The sequence below is a fragment of the Billgrantia endophytica genome (genome assembly GCF_002879615.1).
Classification (GTDB): domain Bacteria; phylum Pseudomonadota; class Gammaproteobacteria; order Pseudomonadales; family Halomonadaceae; genus Halomonas; species Halomonas endophytica.
Window position 1 is genome coordinate 34,581 of the sequence record NZ_PNRF01000017.1, and the last position, 15,117, is coordinate 49,697.

Annotated in this window: 12 protein-coding genes; 1 reads left to right on the forward strand and 11 read right to left on the reverse strand. The window is 63.1% G+C overall.

The window, feature by feature from the left end; translation table 11 throughout:
• Nucleotides 1–14: 14 nt before the first annotated feature.
• From ahpC to C1H69_RS08815, 4 genes are all read right to left on the reverse strand, one after another.
• Nucleotides 15–578 carry an alkyl hydroperoxide reductase subunit C gene (ahpC, locus tag C1H69_RS08800; protein WP_102653034.1) on the reverse strand — a complete coding sequence of 188 codons (564 nt, stop codon included), beginning with the start codon at nucleotides 576–578 and terminating at the stop codon, nucleotides 15–17.
• Between the two features lie 138 nt (nucleotides 579–716).
• The gene (locus C1H69_RS08805; protein WP_102653035.1) at nucleotides 717–2,681 is read right to left on the reverse strand and encodes a M1 family metallopeptidase; all 1,965 of its coding nucleotides are present in this window, start codon (nucleotides 2,679–2,681) and stop codon (nucleotides 717–719) included.
• A 13-nt stretch (nucleotides 2,682–2,694) separates the two neighbouring features.
• Nucleotides 2,695–3,852 carry a ChaN family lipoprotein gene (locus tag C1H69_RS08810; protein ID WP_102653036.1) on the reverse strand — a complete coding sequence of 386 codons (1,158 nt, stop codon included), beginning with the start codon at nucleotides 3,850–3,852 and terminating at the stop codon, nucleotides 2,695–2,697.
• Nucleotides 3,853–3,883: 31 nt separating this feature from the next.
• Nucleotides 3,884–5,215, reverse strand: coding sequence for an MFS transporter (locus C1H69_RS08815; protein WP_102653037.1), 1,332 nt, complete (start codon nucleotides 5,213–5,215; stop codon nucleotides 3,884–3,886).
• A 269-nt stretch (nucleotides 5,216–5,484) separates the two neighbouring features.
• Here C1H69_RS08815 and C1H69_RS08820 point away from each other — a divergent pair, with 269 nt between their 5' ends.
• A complete protein-coding gene (locus C1H69_RS08820; protein ID WP_133154962.1) occupies nucleotides 5,485–5,805 on the forward strand; it encodes a hypothetical protein in 321 nt (106 codons plus the stop codon).
• Nucleotides 5,806–6,011: 206 nt separating this feature from the next.
• Here the strand turns inward: C1H69_RS08820 and ligB are convergent, their stop codons facing one another.
• The 7 genes from ligB to C1H69_RS08855 form a co-directional block, all read right to left on the reverse strand.
• Nucleotides 6,012–7,757 (reverse strand): NAD-dependent DNA ligase LigB, encoded by a 1,746-nt coding sequence (ligB, locus tag C1H69_RS08825; RefSeq protein WP_338066168.1) that lies wholly within the window; start codon nucleotides 7,755–7,757, stop codon nucleotides 6,012–6,014.
• Nucleotides 7,758–7,805: 48 nt separating this feature from the next.
• Nucleotides 7,806–8,774: a CobW family GTP-binding protein gene (locus tag C1H69_RS08830; protein WP_165789446.1), complete on the reverse strand. Its 969-nt coding sequence runs from the start codon at nucleotides 8,772–8,774 to the stop codon at nucleotides 7,806–7,808.
• Nucleotides 8,734–10,356, reverse strand: coding sequence for an amidohydrolase (locus tag C1H69_RS08835; protein ID WP_102653041.1), 1,623 nt, complete (start codon nucleotides 10,354–10,356; stop codon nucleotides 8,734–8,736). The genes C1H69_RS08830 and C1H69_RS08835 overlap by 41 nt, the downstream gene beginning before the upstream one ends.
• Before the next feature lie 12 nt (nucleotides 10,357–10,368).
• Nucleotides 10,369–11,538: a M20 aminoacylase family protein gene (locus tag C1H69_RS08840; RefSeq protein ID WP_102653042.1), complete on the reverse strand. Its 1,170-nt coding sequence runs from the start codon at nucleotides 11,536–11,538 to the stop codon at nucleotides 10,369–10,371.
• Between the two features lie 76 nt (nucleotides 11,539–11,614).
• A complete protein-coding gene (locus C1H69_RS08845; RefSeq protein ID WP_102653043.1) occupies nucleotides 11,615–13,279 on the reverse strand; it encodes an ABC transporter ATP-binding protein in 1,665 nt (554 codons plus the stop codon).
• Between the two features lie 4 nt (nucleotides 13,280–13,283).
• Entirely contained in the window at nucleotides 13,284–14,168 is an 885-nt protein-coding gene (locus C1H69_RS08850; RefSeq protein ID WP_102653044.1) for an ABC transporter permease, read from the reverse strand.
• On the reverse strand, nucleotides 14,168–15,109 hold the full coding sequence (locus tag C1H69_RS08855; protein ID WP_102653045.1) for an ABC transporter permease: 942 nt from the start codon (nucleotides 15,107–15,109) through the stop codon (nucleotides 14,168–14,170). The genes C1H69_RS08850 and C1H69_RS08855 overlap by 1 nt, the downstream gene beginning before the upstream one ends.
• Nucleotides 15,110–15,117 lie beyond the last annotated feature (8 nt).

Below are 15,117 nucleotides of genomic sequence, written 5' to 3' on the forward strand. Positions count from 1 at the left end.
TCGGCAAGCGTCGTTTAGATCTTGCCGACCAGGTCGAGAGACGGAGACAGGGTCTCTTCGCCTTCCTTCCACTTGGCGGGGCAGACTTCGTTCGGGTTGGCAGCCACGTACTGGGCAGCCTTGACCTTGCGCAACAGCTCTTCGGCATTACGGCCGATGTTGCCGGCATTGATCTCGACGATCTGGATCTTGCCTTCCGGGTCAATCACGAAGGTGCCACGCTCGGCCAGACCGGCTTCCTCGATCAGTACCTCGAAGTTGCGCGAGATGGCCAGGGTCGGGTCGGCCAGCATCGGATACCGGATCTTGTTGATGGTCTCGGAGCTGTCGTGCCACGCCTTGTGGGTGAAGTGGGTATCGGTGGAGACGCCATAGACCTCGACACCCAGTTTCTTGAACTCCTCGTAATTGTCCGCCAGATCACCCAGCTCGGTGGGGCAGACGAACGTGAAGTCAGCTGGATAGAAGAAGAAAATGTTCCACTTGCCCTTCAGGCTGTCTTCAGTGACGTCGATGAATTCGCCGTTGTGGAAGGCGGTCGCTTTGAACGGCTTGACTTCAGTATTGATCAGGGACATGTCGTAATGCTCCTTGTCGGTGGTTTTGATCCGAATACGAGGCCCATGATACCCACGAATCCTCGATAGACTAAATTGAATGCTACCATGGTGGTGATAAGCCTTGCCTATGGGAAAGCCGCAACGTGTTGAAAAGACTCACCGGGAGAAGTCGATCCGCAGCCCATCCTCGCTTCCCGGCCAGGCACCGGCAGCGATAGTGTCGCCCGTGTCGTCCTGGACCAGGTAACTGCGATGCTGATGGTGTCGCAGTGAACCGGCAAGCCGGCTCATGCTCTCACGATCGTCGGCGCTCAGCGCCACGACCCGGCTCCCGGGGAGCGTCCACATTCGCGCCGTGCCCCGGCGTGCCATGTCGCCGGGTGGATCGGGCAGGTCCCGCTCGGCCAACCAGTCGACCACGGCTTCGGTATCGCCAATGACCAGCATCGGGGTGGATTCCTCCGACGCCCTATCGGAAAACGATGCCAGTGACCGACCCAGCGCGTTCTGCCCCAGCGGCGCCCAGTCATCATCCAGGGCCAACAGGCGGCTCTCCGGATGCAGGGCGAGACGCCTCAGGGTAAATGGCGCCCCGTCGAGCTGGCGCAGCAAGTCATGATCGGGGTCGACGGCCAGGGCCAGGGGTTCCTCGTCAAACGACAGCGAGAACCTGTCTTGCCGGGTCTCGAGTGCGACATCATGACGCACGGACCCGCTCCTGGTTTCCGCCACCACAGGCACGCGCAGCGGCCACGGTGCGCCAGGCCCTGTCTGTTCGAGCACGCCTCGCACCGTCCACCCCTCCTCGGTTTCGCTGCGCTCCACCGCCGCCAGGCTCAAGGCCGGTCGCCCCGGCTTGTACTGCCAGGCGTCGAAGAAGCCCGTCAGGTCTTCATCGGCCGTCTCGCTGAAGCTCTCGGCCAGATCGAACCAGCTGGCGGTGTGGAACATGTGCTGCCTGGCAAAATGCCGCAACCCGGCATCGAACGCCTCGTCCCCGATACGCTGGCGCAGCATGTGAAAGAGCATGGCGCCATGCTGATAGCCCACCAGCCGCAACGCCGGATCGTCGTCACCACGGAAGTCCACCAGCCGCTTGTCGAATGAGCCGGGCAATGCCGCCAGGTCGACTAGCCAACGCCGGCGGGTATCGCGACCATCACCGCGCTGCTCATCGAGATGGTAGTCGGCCAGGTAAGTGGTGAGCGCCTCCGACCAGTTGCCGCTGGCATGGTCCACCCCGACGCCAGCCCCCCACCAGGCGTGCATCAGCTCGTGGGCCAGCGAGGTGTGGGGGATGAACGGCAATGGAATGACCCTCTCCCCGAGCAGGGTAAAACCGGGAAAGGCCAGTCCCAGCGGCGCAGGTGACGCGGCAATGGTGAAACTGTCGTAGGGGTAGGGACCGACGCGCTCGCTGAACTGCGCGAGGTAGCGGCTGGCATGCTCCAGATAGGTCTCGGCGTGAGCATCATCCAGTTCAGCGGGAAACAGGGTGCGGATACGTACGTCACCCACCCCATGCTGACGCTCCAGCCACGGGCCCGTGGCCAGTTCCACCCACTCCGTTCGCGGATGGTAATGCCGCACCCGGTAGCCCGCCTCGTCATTCCGCGGCTCATCGACCAGCGAGCCCGTGGCCACCACCCGCTGGCCATCCGGCACCTGGACCTCGATGTGCAGCGCAAAGGGCCCCAGCTCGGCAAACTGCGGATGCCAGCCGCTGGCAGCCGGTAGCAGGCTGCCTTCTGGCGAGACCATCAGCCGGCCACTATCGGTTTCGAGCAAGCCATTCCAACGCAGCGTTACCGACTCGGCCTCCTGCGGCACCGTCAGGCGATAGCGTCCCGCCGAAACCTTCTCCAGCGGTAATGATGCCCCGTCGGCCATCGCCTCACTGACCTCGAGCTCAGCCTTGAGCTGGAACACATCCGTGCGAGGCGGAGGACGCACGACCATGTCACCCTGGATCTGACGCGATGACGGGTCCAGTCGGACGCTCAAGTGGACCTCGTGCTCGGCGTCTTCCCAAGCCGGATCATCGGCATGGGCAGGCATTGAAAGCGGCAAGGCCAGTAACAGTGTCGCGACCATACTGGCCAGCCAGGCACGACCCGACATGTCTTCTACCTCATTACGTTGATCGTGGTGGAAAACGCGCCAGGATCTCCCGCTCATCACCGTTACGGCGTATGGCCAGCGGCAGCAGGGTGCCCGGCCGCTGCTGCCGCACCAGGCCGGTCAGATCGGCGGGGCGAGTCAAGGACTCCCCCGCGGCGCGCAGAATGATGTCACCCGCCTCCAGACCTGCCTGTTCGGCAACGGAGCCTTCGAGGATGGCGTGGATTTCGATGCCCTCCTCATGCGGGGTGGTATAGATGCCCAGCTGCATCGGGACCATCGCCTCATGCCAGCTGCCATCGATGGCAAACACCGCTCGAGCCAGGCCGTCCGGCGGAGGCTGGCATTCATCTCCATCCACCGGCCAGGGCAGCAGCGCCGTGTGATTCGCGATACCGAGATCCGACAACTGGTGGGGGACACCCTGTTCGAACTGCAGATGCCCCTGGCCGATCAGTCCGACGACCAGACCGGCCGCGCCCTGCGCGTCGGCAAGACCCGACGCCATGGCACGGTCCCAGACCAGTTGGGCATTGATGAACCGCTCGAGCCCCGCCTCATCGCTCTGGGTCGGATGCCGCTCATAGATGGCTGCCAGCCTTTCGCGGTAGGCCTCAGGCGCCTGGGCCGGCGCGGTGATACCGAATCGCTCGGTTTCCGGTATCGCGTCCCAGCCTTCGCTCACCAGCCGGCCACGCAGCTCCGGCGTCACATTGATCGCCTTGAGCGGCACCTGGTGCAGGCGTGCGAAATGCAGGATCGGAAGGTAAAGATCGAGGTCGAATCCCCAGGCTGTCCGCCAACCGCTCTGGTCGAGGAACCCCTGCTCGTCGAGCTCACCTGCCACCCAGGCATCGAGCGCCGGCTGGGCCTCCCGCGGCAGCATTTCCAGGGCAATCACCATGTCGGGACGCCGCGCATGCAGCCCGGCCAGGGTGTGCAGCTGCCAGCGATGATGATCCCGATTGTCATGTTGTTCGCCAAGCAGCACCACGTCACGCTCTTCCAATTCCGCGAAGAGTGCGTCCGGCGCCAAGCGCTCGCCACCAGGCTGAAACCACTGCCCCGGAGCAGGGCAGGTATCTGCCCTCACCGACGTGACACTGACGGCAAGGAGGCCTGCCAGGCAGGCGAGCGCCACAAGACCGGCGCGGGAAGCAAGGGGGGGCATCAGTGATCTCCATGGCCAGAACACACTCCCATCATGGCGCATTCTTCTGGTCCCAGGCAGCCCCCATTGACACTGCCGGTGCGCTTTCCGCCACGTCATGCTCGAAGTTCAGCGCCATCTGGGCCGGTTCGAGGCGGGGGTCAAGCTCGGCGAAATGCGGCGTTTCGAGTGCCGGCACCGCCACGAAGGGTTCCTGCTCCACCTCACCGGACTCGCCGTGACGGGTGCTCAGGCGCACCATCACGAACAGCCCCAGCGCCAGGGACACCGACCCCAGGAAAAGCCAGAGCCCGTCCGGGCCGACCAGTTGCATGACCAGGGAGGCGCTGAAGGGGCCGATGATCGAGCCGATGCCATACCAGATCATCAGCTTGGCGTTGGCCGCCACCACTTCTCCCGGCTCCAGCCAGTCATTGGTATGGGCCAGGCTCAGTGAGTAAAGGGTATGCAGCATGGCCGTATGGAAACAGGCCACCAGCAGCAGCACCAGGAAGTCGAGCCGGGCCACCAGGGAGACGATAGCCCCGGAGACGGTCATCACCATGGCCATCCCGAGGATGACCTTGCGCCGATCGATGCGGTCGGAGAGCCGCCCGAGCCCCCACTGGGCAAACAGCGCCACCATGGTGGTGATGGCCATGAAACGCGCCGTCTCGCCGGTGGTCAAGCCGATCTCCTGGCCATAGAAGGGCGTCATCGCGAAGAAGGCCTGGGCCATCATCCCGGCGGTGAATGCGCCCACCAGCCCCACCGGAGCGCGCTCGAAGAGCGCCTTCAGGCGAATCTTCCGCGGCTGGATGTCGAGGGCCTGTCGGGGGCCATGGATACGATGGATCGACAGCGGCACCAGCGACAGCGCGAAGAGCATGCCGACCACCGAGAATAACGCTGGCCCCGAGGGGTCACCGAAATTGAGCATCCACTGGCCACCGGCCAGCGACATGGTCGAGATGATCATGTACAGGCCAAGCACCTGACCTCGGTTGGCGTTGGTCGACTCCCCCGACACCCAGGACTCCATCACCATCAGCATGCCAGCGGTCGCGACGCCACCCACCAGGCGCCAGGCCAGCCACGCCCAGGGGTTGACCCAGAGCCCGTGCAGCATGGCGGTCACCGCCAGCAGGCCCGCACAGGCGGCAAACACCCGGATATGACCCACGCTGCGGATGCGCTTCTCCAGCAGGTAGCTGCCCAGCACGAAACCCAGCGAGAAGCTCGACATGAGCAGCCCCGCCATGTGCGAGGGAAAGCCCTCCAGTGACATGCGCACCCCGAGCAGGGTCATGATCAGGCCATGGCCGAGCAGGAAGCTGATCTCGCAGACGAAAAGGATCGGAAGGGTCGCTGGCAAACTACGCAACTGGTCACTCCCTTGAACGGGCTCGGGCACACGGCACGGAGCAATTCCGGCCTCCATTGCCGGATGTGAACGATGTCGGCATTGTAGGTGCCATAGGCATGACGCGTCAGCGGCGTCCTGGAAAATGTGGTAACGAAATGTTATAGAGAAGCAGGCACGACAAGCCTTGATGGTATTAGCGTCGCGGTGCACTTGATTCCAATATGGCAAGAGCGTCGAACGACTCTTTGCCATACTCGACAAGACCGTACTCAATGCATAGGGGCAAGATGAAAACGGAACTAGAGGATTTCGAGGAAAGCATGCGGCGTGAAATCAACGCCTTTCAGAATCCCAAGGAAGGGAGCAAGCGGCCGTCTCGTTCGGTGCCGGCTCATGAGAACACCAAACCGGGCCAGTCGGCCAGTTCCTACAAGACCGGCCATCTCGTCAAGCTGGCCGTACGGACCAAGCCACTCGAACTGGACAGCGTCTTTGAACACCACTCCACCAGCATCTCCAAGCTCGAGGCTCAGTTGGAGGCCGAAAAGGCGGCCAAGAAAGCCGGCTATCCCATCATCGGCCACCTGATCGAGATTCAGCGCCTTTGACATCCTCTCAACCCTAAAAGCATGAGAGGTGGCGTCAGCTCGCGACCGCGGTGTCGCCCAATGCTGGCAATAGCCGCCAATGACGGCGGCCTCCGCCCAGGCGCCTGCGGCGCCAGTCGCGACGCGAAGCGGCGCTCCAACAGGAAGGGAAAGCCGAGGCGTCGGACCGGGCGTTCCTACAGGGCGGAAGTGAAGATACGCTCGCGCTACCGTACGGCGTCAAGATTGTCCAACCAGGCTCGAACTTCCGGATCACCGAAGAAGGCCACCAGTTGGTCGGCAGTGACCTCGCCAATGCCGGCGTGCTGCCGCCAGGCGCCATGCGGGCGCCGCCGGAGTTCCTCGAGACGGATCTCGCCCCGGGTATCACGTAGCAGCGAATCCTCGACCGCTGGCATGCCCAGCGCGCGCAGCCATCGAGGCAAGGGCCGCGACGCCGCGGCATCGAAGGTCTCGCGCCACTGACGGGCACGCACCGCGCCGACCCCGGACGCCGTCGCCAGCTGCGCTTCGCTGAGTGCCTGCCAGTCGAGCAGGCCTTCGATCAGCCCGGCCTCGATCAGGCGTTTCCAACTACCTTCGCCAATCCCCGGCATATTCAGCCCATCCCGGCTGGAGAGCCAGGTCAGGCGTGCCAGGAATTGACTTTCGCAGCCGGGGGCCAGGCGCAGGCAGCTGAGCGGGTGATATGCCCCCGGATCGGGCGGCGAGATCGTTTCACGGGGCTCATGACGAATCAGCACTCTCTCGAATCGAGGAATGGTCAGGCCAGCGAGGCGTATCACCACCTGGTCCCCTGGCCGGATATCCTGCGCCTTCCACTGGTCCAGCGAGCCAAGGCTGACACGCCGTATCGTGCGGTCATCGAGAGAGGTTGGATAGAGCTGCAGCACCGGCGTGATCTGGCCAGTGCGGCCGATGCTGAAATCCACCCCCCTCACCATCGCCAGGCTCTGGCTGGCAGGGTATTTCCAGGCCACGGCCCAGGCAGGCGGGCCGGGTTGCCACTGATGTGGCGCGGGATGGCTGGACTGGCGGATGACGATGCCGTCGGTGGCAAAGGGAAGCGCCTGCCGGTACCAACGCTGCCGCCACTCAACGACGTCCCGAGGGCTTGAAACGGACTGGGTATAGTGTCGGCTATCTTGCAGCCCCCAGGCATGCAGCGCATCCAGTCGTCTATCCAGCGTCTCCGGGCCCTCGGGCCAGTCCCACACGAACAGGCCAATCTGGTCGGCATCGTCCGGGGACAGTTGGCGGCGGGCCATCAGCCCGATGATCGCACTGCGGGCACCGTCACTGCCTCGTTCCGCTTGTACGTGGGCATCGCGGCGATGGTAAAGCTCACCCTGTAGCACGATACGCGTGGCCGGCGGTTCGGAGAGCCGTTGCGGGACGGCCGGAATGCGACGGGCATGGTGCAGCCAATCCTGGCCCGTGATTCCGTCGCCCCGGCTGAGGGCTCCAGCGAGTTCGCCCCGTTCATAGATCAAGGTGACCGCCACGCCATCGACCTTGGGCTGTACCCAGAGCCCGTGATGGTGGCGACGCTGCATCCAACGGCCCAGGGCGTCGTGGTCGGCGAGTTTGTCCAGGCCGGTCTGGGCCACGGGATGGGGCTCGGCACCCTGGCTTTCCCGGGGAGGAATAGGCGTACCGGGGCCGTCAAAGCAGGCACTCCAGTCGTCGAGGCGACGCCTTGACTGATCATAGAGGCTGTCCTCGACCAGCCGTTCGCCGCGTTGATAATAGGCTTCATCCCATTCGGCGATCCGCTCGCCGAGTTCCGCCATCGCCCTTGAGGCCTGCGCGGGAGACCAGTTCGGACAACCCGCGTTTGCCTGCGTCCATAGCGACATCAGCACGACCAGCAATGCAACGCAACGCGTTGATACACGACCTCGCCCCATGGAGCCCACGCCCTTTCGTAACGATTTACGTTCCGGAAACATTGGCCGACAGGATAGAGACTGGAAACGTTGACGCGCCACCAAGGGAGATCACTTTTCGCGATTCTGATTGACCACTGCGGTCTCCAGGCAGGTCACGAGGGCGTCGAGCCCCGGTTCGCCCTTGCCGATCAGCACCAGGGCCTGGTGCCTGGCCGACGGCAGGGGGGAAAGGCGCAGCTCACCGGCGGTCCACTGCACTGCCAGCATGTCAGCGGGTGCGTCATGACTGCGCAGCATGCCCTTGGCGCGCAGCAGCAGCACGCGAGCGGCATCGAGCAGGCTTTCCAGGCGTTCGATGTCCACCGGCGCGTCGAGATGAACCGTTCGACTGACAATCGATGACGCTGGCTTCGCCAACCTGGCGAAATCCGGCCATGATGGCATGGCACGTCGGGAAACCTGCCGCCGGCAGGGGGGGGCCACGGGAGGCAGCCAATCGACTCTGGCATGGGGGTTTATCGCCTTGATCCGTTCAAGGGCTGCGTCCGCCGCACCGCCTGGCATGGCGTGATAGCGACTAACCAGGATATGACCGACATCGCGAAGCTGGTCGTGCACGATATCGCCGACCGCGTCGTCATCGAGCAGCGACCGGATCGCCGACAGGTCGACCAGCGTATCGGCCCGCCCCAGTCGATATCCCCGGGCGGCATCGAACAGCTGCATCAGCGGACGTGGACGAGCCACACCGCTCGCCTCGAGGACCAGGCATTCGGGCGGCCCAGGCCACCGGCGTATCTCGGTCAGCTGAGCCGATAGATTGCCGGAGATCCCGCAGCAGGCGCAGCCGTTATTGAGGCGCAGGACACCGTCCTCGCGGGCGTCGATCCATTCAGCATCGATATTGAGCGTGCCGAAGTCATTGATCAGGAACAGGGCATTACGCAGCCGGCCTGCCCGGATCAGCTGATTGATGCGGGTCGTCTTGCCGCTGCCCAGAAAGCCGCACAGCAGCAGGGTATCGATGGGGGCCGGTTCAGGCATGGGTGGTGGGCCGCCCTCCCAGCAGAGTCGCATGCACGCCGATCTCCTTGAGGGACTTGTCGCCCTGCAGCGGGTCATCATCGAGTACCGTGACATCGGCCCACTTGCCGGGCTCCAGGCTGCCGATGCAGTGGTCCAGATGCAGCGTCCTCGCCGCACCCAGGGTGATGGCTTCCAGGGCGCAGGCGCGGCTGATGGCTTCCGCGCTGCCCAGCACTTCTCCCGATGCGGTCTCCCGGGTGTGGGCACAGTGTGCCGTGAACAGCGGCGACAGGGGTGTCACGGGAGCATCGCAGTGGATACCGAATGGGATGCCAAGGCGCTCGGCACTGGCGGTGGGTTCCAGCCGCTGGCAGCGATCGAAGCCGAGTGTGCGTGTACGGTGGATGTCGCCCCAGTAATAGATGTGGTTGGCAAAGATATTCAGGCAGGCGCCCAAGGCTCGGACACGACGCAGCTGGTCCTGGCGGATCAGCTGTACGTGCTGCAGGGTATGGCGATGATCGGGGCGCGGCCACAGGGTCAACGCCTCTTCCAGGGCTTCGAGGATGATCTCCACCGCTTCGTCGCCGTTGGTATGGATGTGCAGCTGCAGGCCGGCCTGGTGGTAGTGCTGCACCATGTCATGGAAGACCTGGGGCGGTGCGTTCCAGACTCCGTTGCTCGCCATTTCCAGGTAGCCGGGCCACATCAGCCGGGCAGTGAAGTTCTGGATGGCACCGTCGGTGACGATCTTGACGATACCGAAGTGCAGCTTGTCGTGATTGTGCCGCATCGCCTGGCGAACCCGCTCGCTGCCGGCCCCGGGCTCCCAGTCCAGCGCGTTGAGGGCGGGAACCAGGCGAACAGGGAAGTCCGGGTCGGCCGTGGTGGCGCGCATCGACGCAATGGCCTTCTCGCTCAAGGGGTTGAGCAGGTCGGTGATGGTGGTGATGCCCTCGCGCCTGGCGGCCCGGGCGTACTGCACGAGGGCGCGAGGCGTGCTGGCGGCTTCGAAGAAGTCGATGCCGTAATGATCGAATACCAGATGCATGGCCGGCAGTTCCTGAAGCTCACCGGTTGGCTGATCGGTGCTGTCACGCACGATGCCATCGATCTGTTTTTCCGACACCTGGATCGCATCGATCACGGCCGAATTGACGGTCATGACATGCAGGCTCGCATGCATGACGATGATCGGGACCTCCGGGCTGACCGCATCGAGTAGCCGCTTGTCCAGGCGTGCGCCATCGAAGTAGATCGGGTCGAAACCCCAGGCGATCAGGCGCTGATCGACAGGGAGTGCGGCGAGGCTGCGGCGCAGGCGTTGCTGGATCGAACCGGCATCTCGCACGCCTGCCCAGAGCGTACCATCGGGTGCGATCTTGTCGAACCAGCCCAGGTAGACATAATCCCAGATGATCCCCTCCAGGGCATGACTATGTCCCTCGACGAACCCGGGCATCATGACCTTGTCGGCGTAACGCTCGTCGATGACCACATCGCCTAAACGCTTTATTTCATCCAGCGGTGCCACGCTCAGGACACGGCCGTCCCGCACAGCCAGGCACTCCCCCGTCGGCTGGGAGGGGTTCATGGTGTAGAGCCGGCGAGCCGGGTAGACGGTGATATTCATGGCGGCTCCTTTTCATGTACCGACCGGCAGGCGTCGTTCGACCATGCGCGCCATGACGCTGGCCCCAACGGGAAGAATGCCGTCATCGAGCACGTAACCCGGGTTATGCAGGGGAATCGAGCCCTCATGGCCGATCCAGCAATAGGCTCCCGGCACGACTTTCAACATGTCGGCGAAATCCTCGCTACCGGTGACGAGCCTGCCCGTCTCCGAGGCATTGGCAGCTCCGACGATTTCCTGTGCCGCCTCGAGATAGGCCTGGGTGCACGTTGCATCGTTCACCAGCACGTTGAAGATGTTGCGCAGCTCCACGGTGATGCGCACATCATGGGCCCGCTCCAGGCCGGCACAGATGCTGCGGATACGTTCATGCGCGAGTTCGCAGACCTCGTCATCGAAGTAGCGGATAGTGCCGGCCAGAGTCGCTCCGTCGGGGATCACGTTATAGGCCGAACCGGCATGAACCTGCGTGACGGAGAGCACCAGTGGGCTTTCCGGAGGAGCGCTGCGACTGACCACCGTCTGCAGCTGCTGGATGAGCGATGCGGCCACCATGATCGAATCGTGCGATTGGTGAGGCATCGCCGCGTGGCTGCCGACGCCTTCCACGCGGATATCGAAGAAGGTGGCGCCGGCCATCGCCGGCCCCTGCTTGACGGTGACCTGGCCGGCCGGGCTGCCGGGATCGTTGTGGATGCCATAGATCTCGTCGCAGGGAAAACGCTCGAACAGCCCCTCCTCGAGCATTCGCCGGGCGCCGCCCAGGCCCTCCTCCGCGGGCTGAAAGATCAGGACGACGGTCCCGGCGAAGTGTCGCGTCTCCGCCAGGTAACGTGCGGCCCCCAGCAGCATGGTGGTATGGCCGTCATGGCCGCAGGCATGCATTCTGCCGGGATGTCTCGAGATATAGGGAAGGTCGGTGGCTTCCTCGATGGGCAACGCATCCATGTCGGCCCGCAGCCCGATGCAGCGCTGGCTCGTTGCCTTGCCCTTCAACACTCCGACCACGCCGGTGCCGGCGATATCGGTGTGGACCTCGTCCACACCCCAGCCCCGCAGCTTGTCGGCGACGATACCGGCGGTACGCGTCTCCTCGAATCCGAGCTCGGGATGAGCGTGGATATCGTGGCGGATATCGATCAGTTCATCGATGAATTCGGCAATGCGTGGCAGAACGGGCATGATCCTCTTCCTTGGTTCGCTTGGTGGGGACAACGGTTCGGGCCCTTGCGGTTCATGGCGTGCGCCCGGGTGGGCCTCAGGCAGTCCGAATCTCGCGGAAATTGGCGAAATCCCACAGGCGCCCGGGTGCGGCCTCGATCAGGGAGCGGGTGTAATCATGACGTGGTTGGGAGAGCACCTCGCCCGCGGGGCCGTACTCCACGACCACGCCGCGCTGCATCACCACGACATCGTCACAGATCTGAGCCGCCACACGCAGGTCGTGGGTAATGAACAGGATCGCGATACCCAGCTTTTCCTGAATGTCGTCGAGAAGTTCGATCACTTGTGCCTGGACCGAGACATCCAGTGCCGAGACGGCCTCGTCGGCCACCAGAACGTCAGGACGCATGGCCACGGCACGGGCGATGGCGATGCGCTGCCGCTGACCACCAGAGAATTGATGCGGGTAGCGAGCAAGCGCATCCCGCGGCAGACCCACCAGTTCCATCAGTTCACCCGCCCGCGACAGCGCATCGCGTCGCGTAATGCCGAAATTGACCGGGCCCTCGGTGAGGCTGCGTGAGACGGTCCAGCGCGGATTGAGGGATCGAAAGGGATCCTGAAAAACGATCTGGAAGTGCTTGCGGTGGGGCCTGAGCGCACGTCGTGACAGGCGCGCTATCTCGGTACCGGCGACCCGAATCTCACCCGACGTCGGGTCGACCAGCCTCAGAATACAGCGCGCAACGGTCGACTTCCCCGAACCACTTTCACCCACGATTCCCAGCGTACGTCCCCGCGCAATAGAGAGATCCACGCCTGTCGCAGCCAGCGTGCCGGCCTTGCGCACGAGAAAGCCGCCTTGGGCATAGACCTTCTCCATGTTGCGGACCTCGAGCACATTGTCGTCAAGCATGGCGGGACGAGTGGGTCGCGGCACGAGGCTCGGTACGGCGCTGAGCAGTTTGCGGGTGTACTCCTCCTGCGGCTGGCGCAGCAGACGCTCGACCGGCGCATGCTCGACAATGCATCCATACTGCATCACGTGCACGGTATCCGCGATTTCGGCGACCACACCCATGTCATGGGTCACGAACAGCACCGCCGTGCCATGCCTTTCCTGCAATTCGGCAATCAGCGACAGGATCTGCCCCTGCGTCGTCACATCGAGCGCCGTGGTCGGCTCGTCGGCTATCAGCAGTTTCGGCTCCAGCACCAGCGCCATGGCAATCATGATGCGCTGGCGCTGCCCACCCGATAGCTGATGCGGATAGGAGCCGTAGATGCGCTCGACCTCCGGCAGGTGTACCTGCGCCATGATATCGAGCACCCGCCCGCGTCGAACCTTCGACGACAACGCCTTCTCGTGAGTTGTGAGGACTTCCTCGATCTGCTCCCCCACGCGCATCACCGGATTCAGTGCCGTCATGGGCTCCTGAAAGATCATGGCGATACGGCGTGCACGCACCTTGCGCATGTCTGACGGAGAGAGGGTCAATAGGTCGGTATCATCCAGCCTTATCTCGCCAGCCGAGACCGTCAGCGATCCCTTGGGCAGCAATCCCATTACCGCGAGCGACGTCACGGATTTACCCGAACCGCTTTCACCAACCAGACACGCGGTCTCGCCGGCACGGATAGTCAGGTTGATACCGTCGAGGACCGGCGCGATATCGGGCTGGTCTGGCAGGCAGACCGACAGGTTGCAGATGTCCAGAATCGTCTCGGCCCGATCGAAATTGCGTGACTTGAACTGCATTGGCTCAGGCCTCCCGTTTCTTGAGACGCGGGTCGAGGATATCGCGGGCCGTATCCCCCAGCAGGTTGATCGACAGTATGCACAGCGACAGCATGAGCCCCGGCCAGAAGATCAGACCCGGGTTGACCTGAAAATAGGTTCTCCCCTCGGCCATGATGTTGCCCCAGGTGGGAATCTCCGTACTGACCCCGGCGCCAAGAAACGACAGGATAGCCTCGGTCAGGATGGCAGACGCGCAGATATAGGTGCCCTGCACGATCAGCGGCGACAGGGTATTGGGCATCAGGTGCTGCCAGAGAATCCTGGGCATGCTGGAGCCCAGCGCGATGGCGGCCTCTACATAGGGCTCCTCCCGTGCGCCAAGCACGACCGAGCGCACCAGCCTGACGACTCGTGGGACCTCGGGGATCGTGATGGCGATGATGACGGAGGTGATACTCGGCCCGCTCAGTGCCACCAGCGCAATAGCCAGCAGAATGGCCGGAATCGCCATCAGGCTATCCATGACGCGCATGATGATGGCATCGGCAATACGGAAAAAACCGGAAACCAGTCCGATCGCAAGCCCCACCAGTACACTGACGATCGCCGAACCGATGCCGATCAGCAGGGACACTTGGCCACCCGTTACGACGCGGCTGAACAGATCGCGGCCATAGGGGTCTGTTCCGAAAAGATGCTCGGCACTGGATGGCTGGAGCCGATTGGTCGAACTCATCTGAGAGGGGTCATAAGGCACATATAATGGGGCAAATACCGCCGCCATCACGATGGCCAACAGGACAATGACGGCAATGATCGGCCCGATGCCGAGACGCCACTTTTTCGGTAGCGACAAGGCACCAAGTACCACCTGCATCCCGGATGTGGGTTGCTGTACATCAGCCATCAGTAGCGAATCCTTGGATCGATCAGGCTGTAGGAGATATCGATGAGCAGGTTGACCAGCACATAAATACCAGCCGTAAGCAGAATCATGGCCTGGATGACCGGATAGTCACGTGCCAGGATTGCATCCACCGTCAGACGTCCGATACCGGGAATATTGAACACGCTCTCCGTGACGACCACTCCCGAGATCAGCAAAGCAAAGCCGGTACCGATGATCGTCATGATGGGCACCGCGGCATTCCGCAGCGCGTGGCGAAAAAGGACGACGTTCTCGCGGACGCCTTTGGCCCGGGCGGTACGAATGTAATCCTCTCCCAACACCTCCAGCATACTGGCCCGGGTCATCCGGGCGATCAGTGCCACATAGATCGTGGCCAGAGTCAGCGATGGCAGAATGGCGCGTTGAAAGAAGCCCATCAGGTCCTGCGTAGGATGGGCGTATCCCTGCACGGGCACCCAGCGCAGTTCAATGGCGAATATCTGGATGAAGATATAGCCGATCACGAATACCGGAACCGAGAATCCCAGTACGGAAAACGTCATGACACCGTAATCAATCCAGCTGCGGTGCCGCCAGGCGGCAATGACGCCCATCGGAACCGCCATCAAAACCGAGATGATGATAGTCATGACGGCGAGGTTTATCGTCGGGTTGATACGCCGGCCTATCATCTGGGATACGTCGGTATTGGAAATCAGCGAAGTACCCAAATCGCCCTGGAGCAATTGCCGGATCCAGTTGAAAAACTGAAGGTGAAGCGGATCGTTGAGGCCCAGCGATTCGCGGATCCGTTCCAACTGGGCCGCGGTCGCGGAATCGCCGGCAAGGATGGCAGCCGGATCGCCGGGCGTAAGCCTGAGCAGCAGGAATACGACCAACGCCACGATCGCCATGACCGGAATCACGCCCAGGATACGCCTTATGATATAGCCGAACATATCGGGAC